This window comes from Chthonomonas calidirosea T49, from assembly GCF_000427095.1.
Lineage (GTDB): Bacteria > Armatimonadota > Chthonomonadetes > Chthonomonadales > Chthonomonadaceae > Chthonomonas > Chthonomonas calidirosea.
The window spans coordinates 2,608,116-2,621,875 of record NC_021487.1 but is presented as its reverse complement, the minus strand read 5'-3'; the positions used below and the strand labels follow the sequence as shown (position 1 = coordinate 2,621,875).

13 protein-coding genes are annotated in these 13,760 nt (G+C 55.3%); 4 read left to right on the top strand and 9 right to left on the bottom strand.

Going from position 1 to position 13,760, the window contains the following annotated elements; genetic code table 11:
• Positions 1-35: 35 nt before the first annotated feature.
• From CCALI_RS10955 to hpnC, 4 genes are all read left to right on the top strand, one after another.
• Complete coding sequence (locus CCALI_RS10955; RefSeq protein WP_016483550.1) at positions 36-440, top strand: hypothetical protein; 405 nt, start codon at positions 36-38, stop codon at positions 438-440.
• Between the two features lie 377 nt (positions 441-817).
• A complete protein-coding gene (locus tag CCALI_RS10950; RefSeq protein WP_016483549.1) occupies positions 818-1,762 on the top strand; it encodes a heavy metal-binding domain-containing protein in 945 nt (314 codons plus the stop codon).
• Between the two features lie 5 nt (positions 1,763-1,767).
• Positions 1,768-2,592, top strand: coding sequence for a heavy metal-binding domain-containing protein (locus tag CCALI_RS10945; RefSeq protein WP_016483548.1), 825 nt, complete (start codon positions 1,768-1,770; stop codon positions 2,590-2,592).
• A 43-nt stretch (positions 2,593-2,635) separates the two neighbouring features.
• Complete coding sequence (gene hpnC / locus CCALI_RS10940; RefSeq protein WP_016483547.1) at positions 2,636-3,544, top strand: squalene synthase HpnC; 909 nt, start codon at positions 2,636-2,638, stop codon at positions 3,542-3,544.
• Positions 3,545-3,787: 243 nt separating this feature from the next.
• Here the strand turns inward: hpnC and phoU are convergent, their stop codons facing one another.
• The 9 genes from phoU to CCALI_RS10895 all read right to left on the bottom strand — a co-directional run bounded on the left by phoU (position 3,788) and on the right by CCALI_RS10895 (position 13,490).
• Positions 3,788-4,477 (bottom strand): phosphate signaling complex protein PhoU, encoded by a 690-nt coding sequence (gene phoU, locus CCALI_RS10935; protein ID WP_016483546.1) that lies wholly within the window; start codon positions 4,475-4,477, stop codon positions 3,788-3,790.
• A gap of 123 nt (positions 4,478-4,600) precedes the next feature.
• Complete coding sequence (locus CCALI_RS10930) at positions 4,601-6,073, bottom strand: proteasome accessory factor PafA2 family protein (RefSeq protein ID WP_016483545.1); 1,473 nt, start codon at positions 6,071-6,073, stop codon at positions 4,601-4,603.
• Position 6,074: 1 nt separating this feature from the next.
• Positions 6,075-6,872, bottom strand: a complete 798-nt coding sequence (locus CCALI_RS15345) for an Ntn hydrolase family protein (protein ID WP_016483544.1) — start codon at positions 6,870-6,872, stop codon at positions 6,075-6,077.
• 25 nt (positions 6,873-6,897) lie between these two features.
• The gene (locus CCALI_RS10920) at positions 6,898-7,701 is read right to left on the bottom strand and encodes a 20S proteasome, alpha and beta subunits (protein WP_016483543.1); all 804 of its coding nucleotides are present in this window, start codon (positions 7,699-7,701) and stop codon (positions 6,898-6,900) included.
• A 2-nt stretch (positions 7,702-7,703) separates the two neighbouring features.
• Positions 7,704-7,898 carry a ubiquitin-like protein UBact gene (locus tag CCALI_RS10915; RefSeq protein WP_016483542.1) on the bottom strand — a complete coding sequence of 65 codons (195 nt, stop codon included), beginning with the start codon at positions 7,896-7,898 and terminating at the stop codon, positions 7,704-7,706.
• Between the two features lie 54 nt (positions 7,899-7,952).
• Positions 7,953-9,476, bottom strand: coding sequence for a proteasome accessory factor PafA2 family protein (locus CCALI_RS10910; RefSeq protein WP_016483541.1), 1,524 nt, complete (start codon positions 9,474-9,476; stop codon positions 7,953-7,955).
• A 27-nt stretch (positions 9,477-9,503) separates the two neighbouring features.
• Positions 9,504-11,309, bottom strand: coding sequence for an AAA family ATPase (locus tag CCALI_RS10905; protein ID WP_016483540.1), 1,806 nt, complete (start codon positions 11,307-11,309; stop codon positions 9,504-9,506).
• Positions 11,310-11,554: 245 nt separating this feature from the next.
• Entirely contained in the window at positions 11,555-12,436 is an 882-nt protein-coding gene (locus tag CCALI_RS10900; protein ID WP_044950375.1) for a deoxyribonuclease IV, read from the bottom strand.
• 151 nt (positions 12,437-12,587) lie between these two features.
• Entirely contained in the window at positions 12,588-13,490 is a 903-nt protein-coding gene (locus CCALI_RS10895) for a type II secretion system protein (protein WP_044949158.1), read from the bottom strand.
• Positions 13,491-13,760: the final 270 nt, after the last annotated feature.

Genomic DNA, 13,760 nt, shown 5'->3' with positions numbered 1-13,760 from the left:
AGAGACATTAAAATGAGAGGGAGGAGAAACCTAAGTTGAGCGACCAACTAGATGATGAGCCAGAATGGTTGAAATTTGGGGTTGCTGCCTCTCTATCTCAACAGTACGCCCGTGACCAGCGTGCCTTTCTAGACCTGCTCGCCTCCATGCTCACCCAGGTGCTGCCGCAAGAGACAGAGGTGAAATACAAGGGAGGACTGTTTAGCGCGCGCAAAAGCGTTCACCAAATTCGTGTTCAGCTCGGCGAGTGGAGCTATACCCTAGAAGACCCTGGTCGGGGAAATCTCCGCGCCACACGGACTCGTATTGTAAGAGGCATCGCTTTAAAAACCGAGGAGATACCGGTGGAAGAGTGGGTAACGGCGCTTGATCAAGAGATCGGTGAACGCGTCCGTAAGAGCGCGGCAGCGCGCAACGCCCTTGCCAAATTTATAGGATAAAAAGCAAGAAAACCTCCTCGTTAAGAGTTTCAGCGGGCAAGCGGTAAAGGTGAACCGATTCTACCCGCTCATTAAAACCTACCATAACTGCGGGAATGTTGAGGATTCGGAACTTTCTGACAGGGGAGGGGCAGGGCGTCGGCCTTGGAGTGGGTGTGTAGAGGTTGTGGTGGGGTATACGACCACGATACGAACGCTGCCAAAAACATTCTGTCGGAAGGGTTACGCCTTTTGAATGTCGGAGACGCTAAAGGCGGAAGGAGGGAACGTCAGGTTTGGTAGGGCAAGCGGTTCTCAATGAAGAATGAAGTCAGAAGCCACGGGGCTTGTCCTCGTAGAGGTTCACTGGCCTATCCTAACCCCTAGGAACCAAAACAATGCGTTTTTTTAACCTTGGACAACCTGGACAACCAGACGATCCGAACGCAGCCCAGCGCAAGCAAGAGAGCCTCAGAAGCCTGGCCGGTGGTGGACTGCCGCTTAACGCTGTGGAACGATTGCGCGAACAGGCCACGACTATCGCAAATGCCCATAGAGGTTTCTCCTCTACGCTCTCCATTAACGAGCAGCTTCTGTTGCGTGGTATCGGCGTGGAGGTTCTCGGGCAGGTGATGGGTAGCTCCATCTACCAGATCGGGTTTCAGTATCTTCCCTCTTGGTCGGGCAACTCCATGGAGCTTACCGCCCTTAGCGAGGCCTACTATGCAGCTCGCCATCTCGCCCTTAACCGTATGCAGCAGGAGGCCGCTCTACTAGGTGCCCATGGCGTTGTAGGAATGCAGATCGTCCGTCGTGCCCTTGAAAACTCCGTGCTTGAATTCCTCGCCTTCGGCACGGCCATCAAGGAGCCTATCCGCACCTACCATCAGCCTGGCAACCTGCCCTTTGTAAGCGATCTCTCCGGTCACGACTACTACACCCTGCACCAAGCGGGGTTCCGACCAGTTGGTTTCGCCTTTGGCTGCTGTGTGTTTTGCCAAGTGGCCACCTGGCGCACCCAAATGGCCAGCAGCCCTTTTGGTACCGGCTGGATGAACCAAGAGCTCACCGACTTTACCCAATCTCTCTACCAAGCGCGAGAGCGCGCCATGGAGCGCATGGTACACGAAGCTCTTGCCGTACAGGCTACCGGCGTTATAGGAAGCGATATCGAGGTGCATCACGATTTTATTGCAGGAGATCAGTATCGGAACCCTGCGGTTATCCACTACTTTACCGCTCTCGGCACCGCCATCGCGCCTTACCCAGCTCCCGATATAACGCCACAAATTGATCTGCAACTTATGATGACCGATACAGCCCAACAACTCCGTGGAGGTTAACACAGATGAGCGACTATACCCCCGGCTCTCAAGCCGGACTTCCTGAGGCCGCCCGGCAGCGTCTCTTGGAAATGCGCGGTACCGCAGAAAAACGCGCCTTTTTTACCAGTGACCTCTCCGTTAATGAGTTTCTTCTTGTCCGTGAGGCCGGCTTCGACCCCGTTGGCTTTGTCATGGGCAGCTCCATCTACCACATCGGCTTTCAGTTTGCTCGTGTCTTCCAAAATCAGGAGATGACCGTGCTAACACAGGCCATGTATCAGGCACGCGAGCTGGCCATGACGCGTATGGAAGAAGAGGCCGACCTGCTAGGCGCCGATGGCATTGTGGGCGTACGCCTTGAGGCAAGCCAATCTGCTTGGGGCGAGGGCATCGCCGAATTCATCGCCATCGGCACCGCCATTCGTCATCGTACCGGAGAGCACTATCGCACGCACCGTAATCGGCCGTTTACCTCCGACCTCAGCGGCCAAGAGTTTTGGACGCTGCTGAAAGCCGGCTATCGTCCTATCTCGCTGGTAATGGGCGTCTGCGTCTATCATGTGGCCTATCGCGGCTTTCTGCAAGCCCTTAATCAGATGGGGCGCAACGTGGAGCTGCAAAACTACACACAGGCGCTCTACGACGCTCGTGAGCTGGCTCTATCGCGGATGCAAGCCGAAGCGGAGGCAGAGCAGGCAGAAGGCATCGTCGGCACCCGAGTCACTGAAAGCAACTATAGTTGGGGCAGCCATACCATCGAGTTTTTTGCCGTCGGCACCGCCGTTACCTCTATTTCCAAAGAGCACACCATCCAGAGCCCTCAACTGGTGTTGCCGCTAAATGGCTAACAACCTCATGGTCACACGATGCGACTGAGGTATTATTCTGTATATGAACACAAGTACCAGCGATTCGCTCTCTCTTAGCCATCCTTATCGTTATGAGGGCCAACCAACTTTGGAGGAGGCGCGGCGATACTGCGCTCGCCTCGCCAAATCGCACTACGAAAACTTTCTGGTGGCCACTCTCTTTTGTCCCCGCGCGTTACGCCAACATTTCTATAATATCTATGCCTACTGTCGTATTAGCGATGACCTTGGTGATGAGATCGGCGATCCCCAACAATCGCTCGCCCTGCTGGATTGGTGGGAAACGGAACTCGATGCCATGTACGATGGAAAGCCGCGCCATCCCGTCTTCGTCGCGCTGGAAGAGACCGTCAAGCGATTCCAAATTCCGTCCGAGCCGTTCCGCCATCTGTTACAGGCCTTTCGCCAAGACCAAATCTGCACACGCTACGCTACCTACGACGACCTGCTGGGCTACTGCCGCTACTCGGCCAATCCGGTAGGTCACCTGGTGCTCTATCTGGCTGGCTATCGGGATGCAGAGCGGTTCGCTTTGGCCGATAAAACCTGCACAGCCCTTCAACTCGCCAATTTCTGGCAGGATGTGGCACGCGATCTCGACAAAGGGCGGATCTACATCCCTCTAGAGGATATGGCTCGTTTTGGTTACTCGGAAACGGAACTTCAAGCGCGCAAGTTCACCCCTGCATTTGCCGAGTTAATGCGCTTTGAGGTCGAACGTACACGCGCGCTGTTTTTAGAAGGACAAGCGCTCTGCAACATGGTAGACAAACGGCTTCGGTTGGATATCGCCATGTTCACGCAAGGCGGTTTGGAGGTCTTACGCCGTATCGAATCGCAGGGTTATGACGTGCTGTCGCGACGCCCGGCCATTCCTAAAAGCCGACAACTCGCTCTTCTCTTCAAACGCCTTTTTCGTCCCCTCTCCTAAGCTCTCCCCAATTTGGAAGAGAAAAACCCCTGTAGGAGCAACCTAGCAGGTCGGCTCCTACGGGGGTTTTTGGGTCAGCGATCGCTTTGCTACTCCTAGCAAACTCCAAGTTGTACGAATTGCGATAGTCTGCTGCCGGTTTGTCAGGAGAAGGTGGAACTCGGATACACCGAACGGATCGCCCTCTAGGAGGAACGCATCGTTCAAATGCAAGAGGCTATTGCTGACGTGGTCGGCAGCTGCTTAAGGTGAATCTTCTTCGTTGAGAAACTCACGCGCCGGCTTGAGTTCGCCGGTCTCCACAAACCATACGCGCTCGGCGATGTTCACCACATGATCGCTCACCCGTTCGAGATATTTGGCCGCGAACATAATATTTAGCGCCAAAAGAGCACAAGAGGGGTGCTCTACGATCTCTTGGGTGAGGCGCTCTCGCATGGCATGGTAGAGGCGATCGACTTCGTCGTCATCGCGAATAACTTTCTCAACGAGGTTGAGATCGTGATGAATAAAAGCCTGGAGCGCATCCTGTAACATCACGCGGCTAAGATGGGCCAAGCGCGGAATGTCCACAAGGGGCCGATAAATCTGCTGAGCACGCGCCAGCCTTCGCCCGATCTTTGCGATATCCACCGCATAGTCTCCAATACGCTCCACATCGGTAATGGCCTTCAAAGCTGTTCCAATGGTGCGCAGATCGCGAGCCACAGGCTGTTGCGTGGCAATGAGGCGTAAACATTTGTTCTCGATCTCAATGTCGTAGCGGTCTACCGTATCGTCTTGAGCTATTACCTTTTGCACGAGCTCTAGGTTGCCGCTCATCAGTGCCTCTACCGCCTGCGCCAACATATTGTCGGCGCAGGTGGCCATCTCCAGCATCGTTTCACGCAGGCTATTCAGCTCGGCCTCAAAATGAGCACGCATTGGAATCATAACGCCGTTCCTCTTTTCCTTTTTACTTTCGTACGACTCGATGGCTTCTCCTAAGTTCCCCCATGATGATAGGGCGGGTTTTAGGCCCGCCCTAAATGTAGAGAGTGTAGGCGCACCAAAACCTTACACGCCGCGTAAGAAGCGCATAGCCTCTTTCTCGTAGGTGTGGAACGGATTTTTCAGGTCAAGCTGCCGATTGCGCTCGATATAGATCGCATCCCAATCGATCACGTAACGCAGCCCCGGATGTGCCAATAGTTGCGCCACAATAAGCCCGCGTCCATAGGCGCGCGTGTTTTCGGGCGGATTGGTCAACGCCTCCTCCACCTGTTCGTCAGTAACAAGGCGCCGCATCAGGCCGGCCTGCTCCAAACCATAGAACAGCCCCTCTTCCGGTGTCGCATTATGATACTCCAAGTCGAGGCTCTGCATCACGTCGTCTTGCCAGCTTGCCCCGGTCTCTTCCATGTACTGACGATAGAGCACAAACTTCGCAGCCCAGTCGAGGCGGTCGGCCGTCGAAAGTGGGTCTCGCTCGAGATCGTCCAAAATAGTCTCCCACTCCCTAAGCACCAGATCGGTTTGTGGGTCGCGACGATAAAGGTAGCGTTTCGCCGCATCAAGATAACGACGTTGCAGGTCAATGGCCGAAATGGTGCGTCCGTTGCGTAAACGCACTATCCATTTCATCGTGGGATCGCGCGAGACCGAGCGCAAAGTCTCTAACGGATCGGCCACCTCCACATCCGGCGGAGCGATCCCGTCCTCGATGAGGTCAAGCACCAAACAGGTTGTGCCCACTTTTAACATCAGGGCATATTCGCTCATGTTGCTTTCGCCGAAGAGCACATGCAGCCGATGCAGGTTGGAGTAGGAGTAGTAGCTATCCCATTTGGGATTGATGATCGCTCTGTTAAAGCGGACGCGCGAGCTGATGGTTTTCACGATGTGATCGGCACGCTGCGAAAGCTGAAAATTGACCGTGGGGTCTATCTCGACCCCATAGAAGTTGGAGACCCAAACGTAGTCTACCTCATGCTCGCTGAGAGTCATGATGTTGTTTTTGCTAGAGGGGCGAGTTAGCCGGTGTCCGCCCACACGCCCAACACCAGCAAAAATTTGGCGCGTTACCAGAAACGGCAACAGGCTCGATAGAGCATCGGTAAAGAAGCGATCTTCGAGCTGCACCAGGTAGTTTTCGTGGCAACCGAAGGTATGCCCACCGAAGTGGTCTATGCTGTTGTTATGAAAGCTAACCACTGGGCTCAGCTGCAGGTCTTTCAATAAGCGCGACAGCAGAATACGCCCAGCCCTATCGTAGCGCACGAGGTCTAGCAGATCACAGCATTCAGGGGTGGCATACTCTTCATGACTACCGACGGCATCTATGTAAAGGCGACCTCCGTTGCGCAGAAAACCTCCGGCGCGGGCCGGTTCAAAGGCATAGTCACGTGCGTGAAGGTCAATAAGCCCATAGCGCCTGTCGTAGAAGGCATAGTCTTTCACCTGCTCAACGATCTCTTCAGGTGTGCCAACTGAAGGATCTCGCACCATGCAACCAAACTCGGTTTCGATGCCAAAAATTCGTTTTTCCATTTTAGCGATACTCGCGCAGTAGAGGCTCGAACTCCTTTTCCGTAAGCAAACGAAAACGGCTTTCTCGACGCACGTCGCGTTCTAGCACGGCCGCCTCAATCGTACCGGTTTTGAGCTCATCCCGCAGAAAAGCTCTCTCCGAGTCGGCCTCTTCGATAAGACGAAACCGCTCGGATTCCTCCTCTTCTTCACGGGTTTTAATGCCGCGTCCGCCTCGCAAGGCTTCGCGCATCCCTGCCGCCCAGGCGAGCAAAGCCCTCTCTAAGGCCTCATGCAGGCTCTGGTCCGGATCGGTTCCCTCCAGGCGTTCCAGCATGCGGTCTTCAGCGATCTGGGTGCCCGCGATGACGGCGACGTCCTGTGTTTGACGATACTCCCCATCGTAGTTTAGTGTTACAAACACATCGTTTTTGGCCGATTTGCCAAGTTCGGCAAAGAGAGCTCGAATCACGATGGGGATATACATGGGGTCACCAAAGGCGCGTTTTAGGGTAGGGCTGAGCGCAAAGCCCACGAGGCGGTGCAAGGAGACATCGTCTGGGCTACGCTCAAAACCCTCTTGATGGGCGGTTTGAATAGCGGCTAGACGCACATTTTCGATGTCGGACTGGCGGCCTATGGCCGAGAACATCTGTCGGTCGTATATCTCATAGATCTTACGCTGGGCTCTACGCACAGTGAAAAGCAAGAGTCCGCCTTTATAGCGAAGCCCCACCACTGGGCTTCCCGTGCGCAGCCCCTCCTCTACAAATTCACGACGTTGAGCGACGGCCTCGTTAATGTCGAAAGGTGTGTACATAAAAACCTCGAAATTTCGAATCTTATCATGGAGTGTGCGCGCTGGTGGTTGTCTCGATGCTCTCTACCAAGGCACGCAGCTCCTCCTCGGGCACATCCTCTATGCCTTCGGCGGTGATCGTTTTGGCCAGCGGAAGCACTTTAGACCAACCCCCTGTAGCCGTGTCGAGATCGGCGGCGATGTCGAGCAGCAGCAGGGCCTCCCTGAGCGCCTCTTCTCGTGTCATCAGATGAAAGGGTTTTTTGGTTTTAACGATATAGTCAAAAACTCCTCGAATCTGCAGCGAACCGCTGCCAGCTGCACCGAACTCGGCGCTCTCGAACCGGGCGCCCATGCCGTCGTAAAAGAAGATGCGCCCCTCCTCCAACTCACGGTCGTAGATACTTAGCAGGGGCAGGAATCCACCGATACCTTGCAAAGCCTCCGGCAGGCCTGCCCGCACTACCTTGGCCAGTTCAGCCAGTTTGCCCTCTAGGCTCATCGGTTGGAGATAGGTACGCTCGTAGAGCTTAAAGGCCGTTCTCAGATAGCGTACCACCTCCATTGCACGTGCATAAGAGCCGGATATGGCAAGCAGAGTATAGTCATCAACGGCCAACACCTTTTCGGCGCGATCGTACATTACGGCAAAGTTGGCGGTAGCGCGGCGGTCTCCCACGTTGATCACGCCACGATCGAACTTTACCGCGATCACCGTCGTGCCGTGTACCTCCGTAAGCGCCTGTGTGTCCCGCGAATCCCCTTTGAAAGACGGAGCGGTCAGCGGGCGCGTTAGAGGATGACCGCTCCGCTCCAAGAGGGTCCAAAGATCTGCTGCCGGTTCAAACAACGTTACTCTCCGCTTCGTTGTCGGTAGCGACGGGCCGCATCGGGATCTACACGCTTCATACGGCGCAGCAGATCGCTGGTATCCGGCCGTTTCACATCCGGCTTCTGAGGGCCGCCCCCATCCCCCTCTTTACGGGCGGGCTCTGTAGGCAGTATAGGCATCTGCCGTCGCTCTTCCATACGAAATAGATCGCTCATGGTTCTTGCTCCTTCGTTGCTTGGCGCTTTCTCTTCGGTATCGTTCTACATGTTTTATACGGTCTCCTCCGCACCGGGTTGGCTTTGAAGGAGAGCGATGACATCCTCTAAGGTGCGTGCCGTGGCAAACTCCTCGTTGAGGAGCCGCACGTTCTCCTCAACCAATGGGTTCATATCGAAAAGATAGTCCTCGTCGTTATACCGAAACAGCACCCCATTCCACCCAATGCTTCGCACGGCTGAGGCGAAGCGCTGTACAAACAGCCCACGTAGGGCGGCTCGTGTATCTATGGGGGGACACGACATGGCCGCCTGAATACGCGTCTCCGTTACCAGGGTGCACATCTGCCCGGCCTGTTCAAGACCATAGTAAAGCCCCTCCTCCGGGTCTATGTTGTGATAGGCAAGATCAAGGCTTTGCATGTGCGGATCGTTCCATTTCAGCCCCTCTGCCTGGCGAAACGGTTCCAGAAGCTGATACTTCGCGACCCAATCCAACCGGTCGGCGGCCATAAGGGGGTCTTTTTCCAGATCGTCGAGAATCTGCTGCCATTCGGTGAGCACCCAGTCGGTCTCTTCATCGCTGTTTTGCAGGTATTTTTGCGCTTCGGCGAGGTAGAGCCGCTGAATCTCCAACGCCGTAATTGGCGGCTTTCCATCGGCCCTTTCTACGGTGCGTTTCAGAGTGATATCACGCGAGATGGCCTTAGCGGCCTGTACTGGGTTTGCCAAACGCAAGGGGGGTTGCCTTCCCTGCTCCAACAACGACAAAACTAAGCAGGTAGTGCCCACCTTTAATGCCGTGGCATACTCGCTCATGTTGGCATCCCCACAGATCACATGGAGACGCCGATAGGTTCGCGGGGTTGCGTGCGGCTCGTCGCGCGTGTTGACCAAAGGGCGATTATGCAGGGTATCTACGCTCGCCTCCACGGAGAAGAAATCGGCACGCTGGGAAAGCTGGAAGAGATCGGAGCGCCCTAAACCGTTGTTTTCTACCCCCGCTTTGCCGGCTCCGGCGTAGATGCAGCGTGAGGCGAAGAAGGGCAGAAGCATGAGAATAAGGGTCTCGGTGGGCACATCGCGCCGCATAAGATAGCACTCATGGGTGCCATAGCTGGCTCCATGGAAATCGGTGTTGTTTTTGTAGATCGTAACCGCTCGGCCGGTCTCCGCAGCGCGGCGACGGGCTGCAGCCAACACAATGCGCTCTCCGGCACGATCGTGCGCCACGAGGTCCCAAAGGGAGCGGCACTCCGGTGTGGAGTATTCTGGGTGGCCATGATCGTTATAGAGCCGCGCCCCATTGGGCAACACCCTATCGCTGCGCTCCTCCTCGCGGCTCATTGTGGGACCACCGGGAGGGTCAAATTGGGCATCGTCAGGGTTTGTGGAGAGGTTTTGCACCGTAAAACCGCGCATATCACGCCGAGGGTCCTCTCCCCGGTAGTTCCAACCGCTCACCCACGGCCCTTCACAGCTGCGGACCACGGCCATACTTTCGGTAAGCCAATCGCCCGTGTTTAGCCCCTCCACCACAATGCCGTATTCCGTCTCGATGCCGAACAGTCGGTTCATGACTAACTTCCTAAGTTGTTACATCCCTTAGATGATGTTGTGCTGAGAGTGCGGCGTGCCTTTCCTGGCACGGATGGGGCGAATGGTCGCCACGTTCTCTGGCTCGTAGTCGAGCAGCTTCAACCAATCTTCTAACGAATCGCCCTTCGGGAAAATTTCGTTCTCGCGGAACTCGATGCGTAGAGCCTTCTGAATGTCGTCAATTCCAATGCCCTCATCTGAGGTGTTGTTGACGATGCATCGCCGTATGGCAAAGTCCTTTGCGCGCTCCACCACCGATTTGATCAGCGCGCCACTTAGAAGGTCTTTCCAATAGAGAGTCTCCGTACCGCCGTTGCGCAGATAGACCTCCAAAAACTCCATCTCCGGATCCGTTCGGAAGGTGTAATCGGTGGCGAGGTCGAGCAGCTCATCCAGAGCCGCCTCTACGTCCCCTTTATGCTCTCGTATGAGGGCCGGATCCAAGGGCACGTCGCTTAAATAGATTCGATAGATGTCGCGTGCAGCCCGCCGATCCGGTCGGGCCACCTTAACCTTACGGTCAATGCGTTCGGGGCGTAGCACAGCGGGGTCTATGTAGTCGGGTCGGTTGGAGGTAAGCATCACCACCACGTTTTGCAGGCTTACCAGACCGTCCATCTCCGCACAGAACTGAGGGACGAGGGTGTTAGAGATGTTGAGGTAGCGGCCACTGCTTCGCGTTCGTAATAGCGATTCGGCCTCATCAATAAAGATAAACACAAGGCGTCCCTCTTTGGCCTTCTCTCGCGCCTGCGCGAAAATCTCTCGCACCTGTCGTTCCGACTCACCGAGCCACATGTTGAGGATTTTGGGGCCGTTGATGTACATAAAGTACTCTTTAACCTCTTTGCCCTGGCGCTTGCTGTACTCCTTTGTGAGGTTATAGGCCGTTGCTTTCCCTATAAGGGTTTTACCGCAGCCCGGTGGACCGTAGAGCAGAATACCTTTGGGCGGCCGCTTGCCAAAACGTGTGAACAGTTCCGGGTAGAGAAGCGGCATCTCAATGGCGTCTTTGATAACCCCTATAGCCTCTTCCTGGCCCCCGATCTTGCTCCAAGGTAGCTCAGGTACCTCCTCAAGGTAGTAGTCCGTTGTTTCGCGAGCGGGGAAGTGCTCCAACGCGACTTTGAAGTTAGGCTCCATGCGCACCTCTGATCCGGGCTTCAACGGCTCGTGCAACAGATCGTCGCTGCGATAGACCACACGCGATTGCAACCCCTGAGCATCCATAGAGACACGCAAACGCCCATCTTCAAGCACCTCGCTGACCTTTACAATGGGGCCACCTTTGGCATATCCCAGGTCTCCAATAACGGCGAAGGCCTCGTTCACTTTCACCTGGGTGCCCACCTTAAAGTCGGTCTTTTCCAGTTTGGGGTCTACGTTGGCAATGTATTCTTGATCTCCAATCGCGATACGCACCACCAAATCCGTCTTTTCTTCTTGGCCGCTCTTTCCTGCCTCCATTGCGTCCTGGCGGCGGCGCGCTTTAGGCCTCGGTTCCTCCGGATCCACTTTCCCCAAAAACACAGCGATGCGGTTTGCGGGCGAAGTGAGCTTGTTGTAGGCCTCCTCGAATTCGGCGATCACCTTCTTGGCCTGCTCCATCGCCTCCTCATCGGAGACCAACTGCTCGCGTAACGCCAAAAGATAGCCCATTCGCGCATCGTTGCGCGGCGTCATGCGGATGATCTCGTCGAGTAACCAGAGCGCCCGAATCTGCAGCTCGCCAGAGCCTTCGTTCTCATTGAGGTCGTTTTCTGCGTAGTCGTCGTTGTCGGAAAAGCTACGTTGGTCGCGATCTTTTCGCATGGGTGTTCCACTCTCCTCGATCCCACAGGGTTATCGCTGCTTTCGCCGCTTACAAAACGGGTGGGCTCTCTGTATAACTCTAATCTACGGATAGCGATAGAGGTAAGTTTCTCCAAGATGGATACAAAATTCTACCCATTGTCCCCTTCTTAAGTACGGGTTTTCCTATCTCAACCTTCACTACGTAATCGGTAGACAACTTATCACCCGCTTCGACAAGGATATGCCGTAACTTTTACGACGCCTTAGGAGGACTCCCCTGCTTCCGCAGAACAGCCGCTGATAAGCCGACGGAGATGGCTTAGATTCACCGCGTGCATGGTCTCGGCCTCCGGTGTCTCTATTAAAGCGGGCACGTTGAGAAGGCGTGGGTCGGTGAGCAGACGTCGAAACGCGGCATCGCCTATCTCGCCCTTCCCAATGTGTTCGTGCCTGTCCACTCGGCTTCCAAGTCCCTTCTTGGCATCGTTAATGTGTAATACCTTCAGCCGATGCAGCCCAACAAGTCGATCGAACTCGACGATGGTGGCCTCATAGGTCTCCGGTGTGCGAATGTCGTAACCCGCCACAAAGATATGACAGGTATCCATGCAAACCCCCAGCCTAGGGTGGGGCCCAATCTTTTCGAGAATGGCGCCGAGCTGTTCGAAACGCCACCCCAAACCGGTGCCCTGTCCGGCAGTGGTCTCTAGCGCGATGCCTACCCGATAGTTCGCCGTGTCGGTCGCCTCCAAAATCATGATCAGGCTTTCCACCAAACGTTGCATGGCGGGCTCTTCGCCTTGCCCTAGGTGGGCTCCCATATGGGTAACCACCCAAAGTAAACCGAGCTGTTCCGCACGATCTAGCTCATGCCGAAAGGCGCTTCGCGAGCGCTCCAACACATCCGCAGCCGGCGCTGCAAGGTTGATAAGATAAGAATCATGGGCGATGATAAAGGAGATTTGGGTCTGCTCTTTGGCGGCCTCAAAGGCCTCGATCTCTTCAGGGGTAAGAGGAGGATGTGACCATTGGCGTGGACTGCTCGTAAAAAGCTGTACGGCTGTACATCCGATGGCCTTTCCGTTAATAAGGCTATTGGCCAACCCGCCGGAAGTGGGCATATGGGCGCCAAGGAGCCGTGGCAGCGGCTGCGTTTCCAACTCATTACAGAGGCCTATGGGCAGGCTCTCAGAGGCGCTATCGCTCATCGCTATCCTTTAGCATCGGAAAGCAACCCTTTCAATGCACGATTTGCTTATTTTAACACCTTCTAAGGGAGCTGTCAAGGTCGAAGGACTAGGGACGAAACCAAGGGCGCTCGCCATCTCCGGGAGGCATGCCAAAGTTCCGAGGGCAGCAGAACACCGGGCAAAGCGCCGCCCCTGAGATTGCGGCCATACGAGCCCCGTTGGTAACGAACGGATCGGTTCGATCGTCCACAATACGCCCACCGGAGGCGTAAAGAGCTGCCACACGAAAGTCGTCAGGGAAGAACCAGTGTGCGTGACCGTCACTAAACACATAGTTCCCACCCCCATTATGGCGTCTATCCGGAGGGCGCACGCCGAAATAGAGCGGACGATAGGGGCAGTGAGCGGCAAAGGGGTCATTGGGCAGGGTGTTTAGGCTATCGCCGTAGGCATCGTGGATGTAGGCATCTCTCACGGAAGGGTCGGTGAGGGGAGTGGCATCGGCAACCCATCCTGGGTTGGCATAGCCCTCACCCCATATGGGCAGTGTGCCGGGCGTTGGCACGGCGGCAGAGGAGATGGCACGACGCCAATCCGAAGGGTCGCCACGGAAAACATAGGCGTTCCAAATGTAGCTGGTGCGACGTAGGAAAGAGGGGCTGTTCACCGAACCGTCCCAAACGCGTGCTAGACTATCGGAGGGGCAAACCCAAACGCGCCACCCTGCGGAGAGATAGGGCTGATGTAAATCCATTGGCCATGTGCCCGGCAGGTAGCCGGGGCTGGCATACATGGCGTCGTAGTCTTCGGCATAGAGCATAACCCCCATTCCCAGTTGGCGCAAATTAGAGAGGCAGAGGGTGCTACGCACCTGTTCCCGCACCTGAACGAGCGCAGGCGCCAGAAGCGACGCTAATATGGCTATAATGGATACAATAACCAAAAGCTCTACAAGGCTAAATGCCACCGGAAGGCGCTGGCGTTGGAAACTAGAAACCTGTTTTTTCATCGTTGCCATCTTGTGTGCATCGGCAAGGATCTTGTCGAACCAGATAGATTATCTGTTGCTTCAGCGCTCTCCTGTAGCACCTAGATGGCAGGCCGTTTAGCCTCAAAGAGTCAGCTAAGAGAATGTACTCATATCCCTAGCGCCAGTTTTTGAGGTAGCTCGGACAACAGGCTGAGCTTGAAGGAAAAGCGAACCTCCCTTTCTCTTAAAGCGGTAGCGAAAGAGGGCTTAACCCCTCCTCCAAACGACATTTCGCCCTCCATCTGGTTC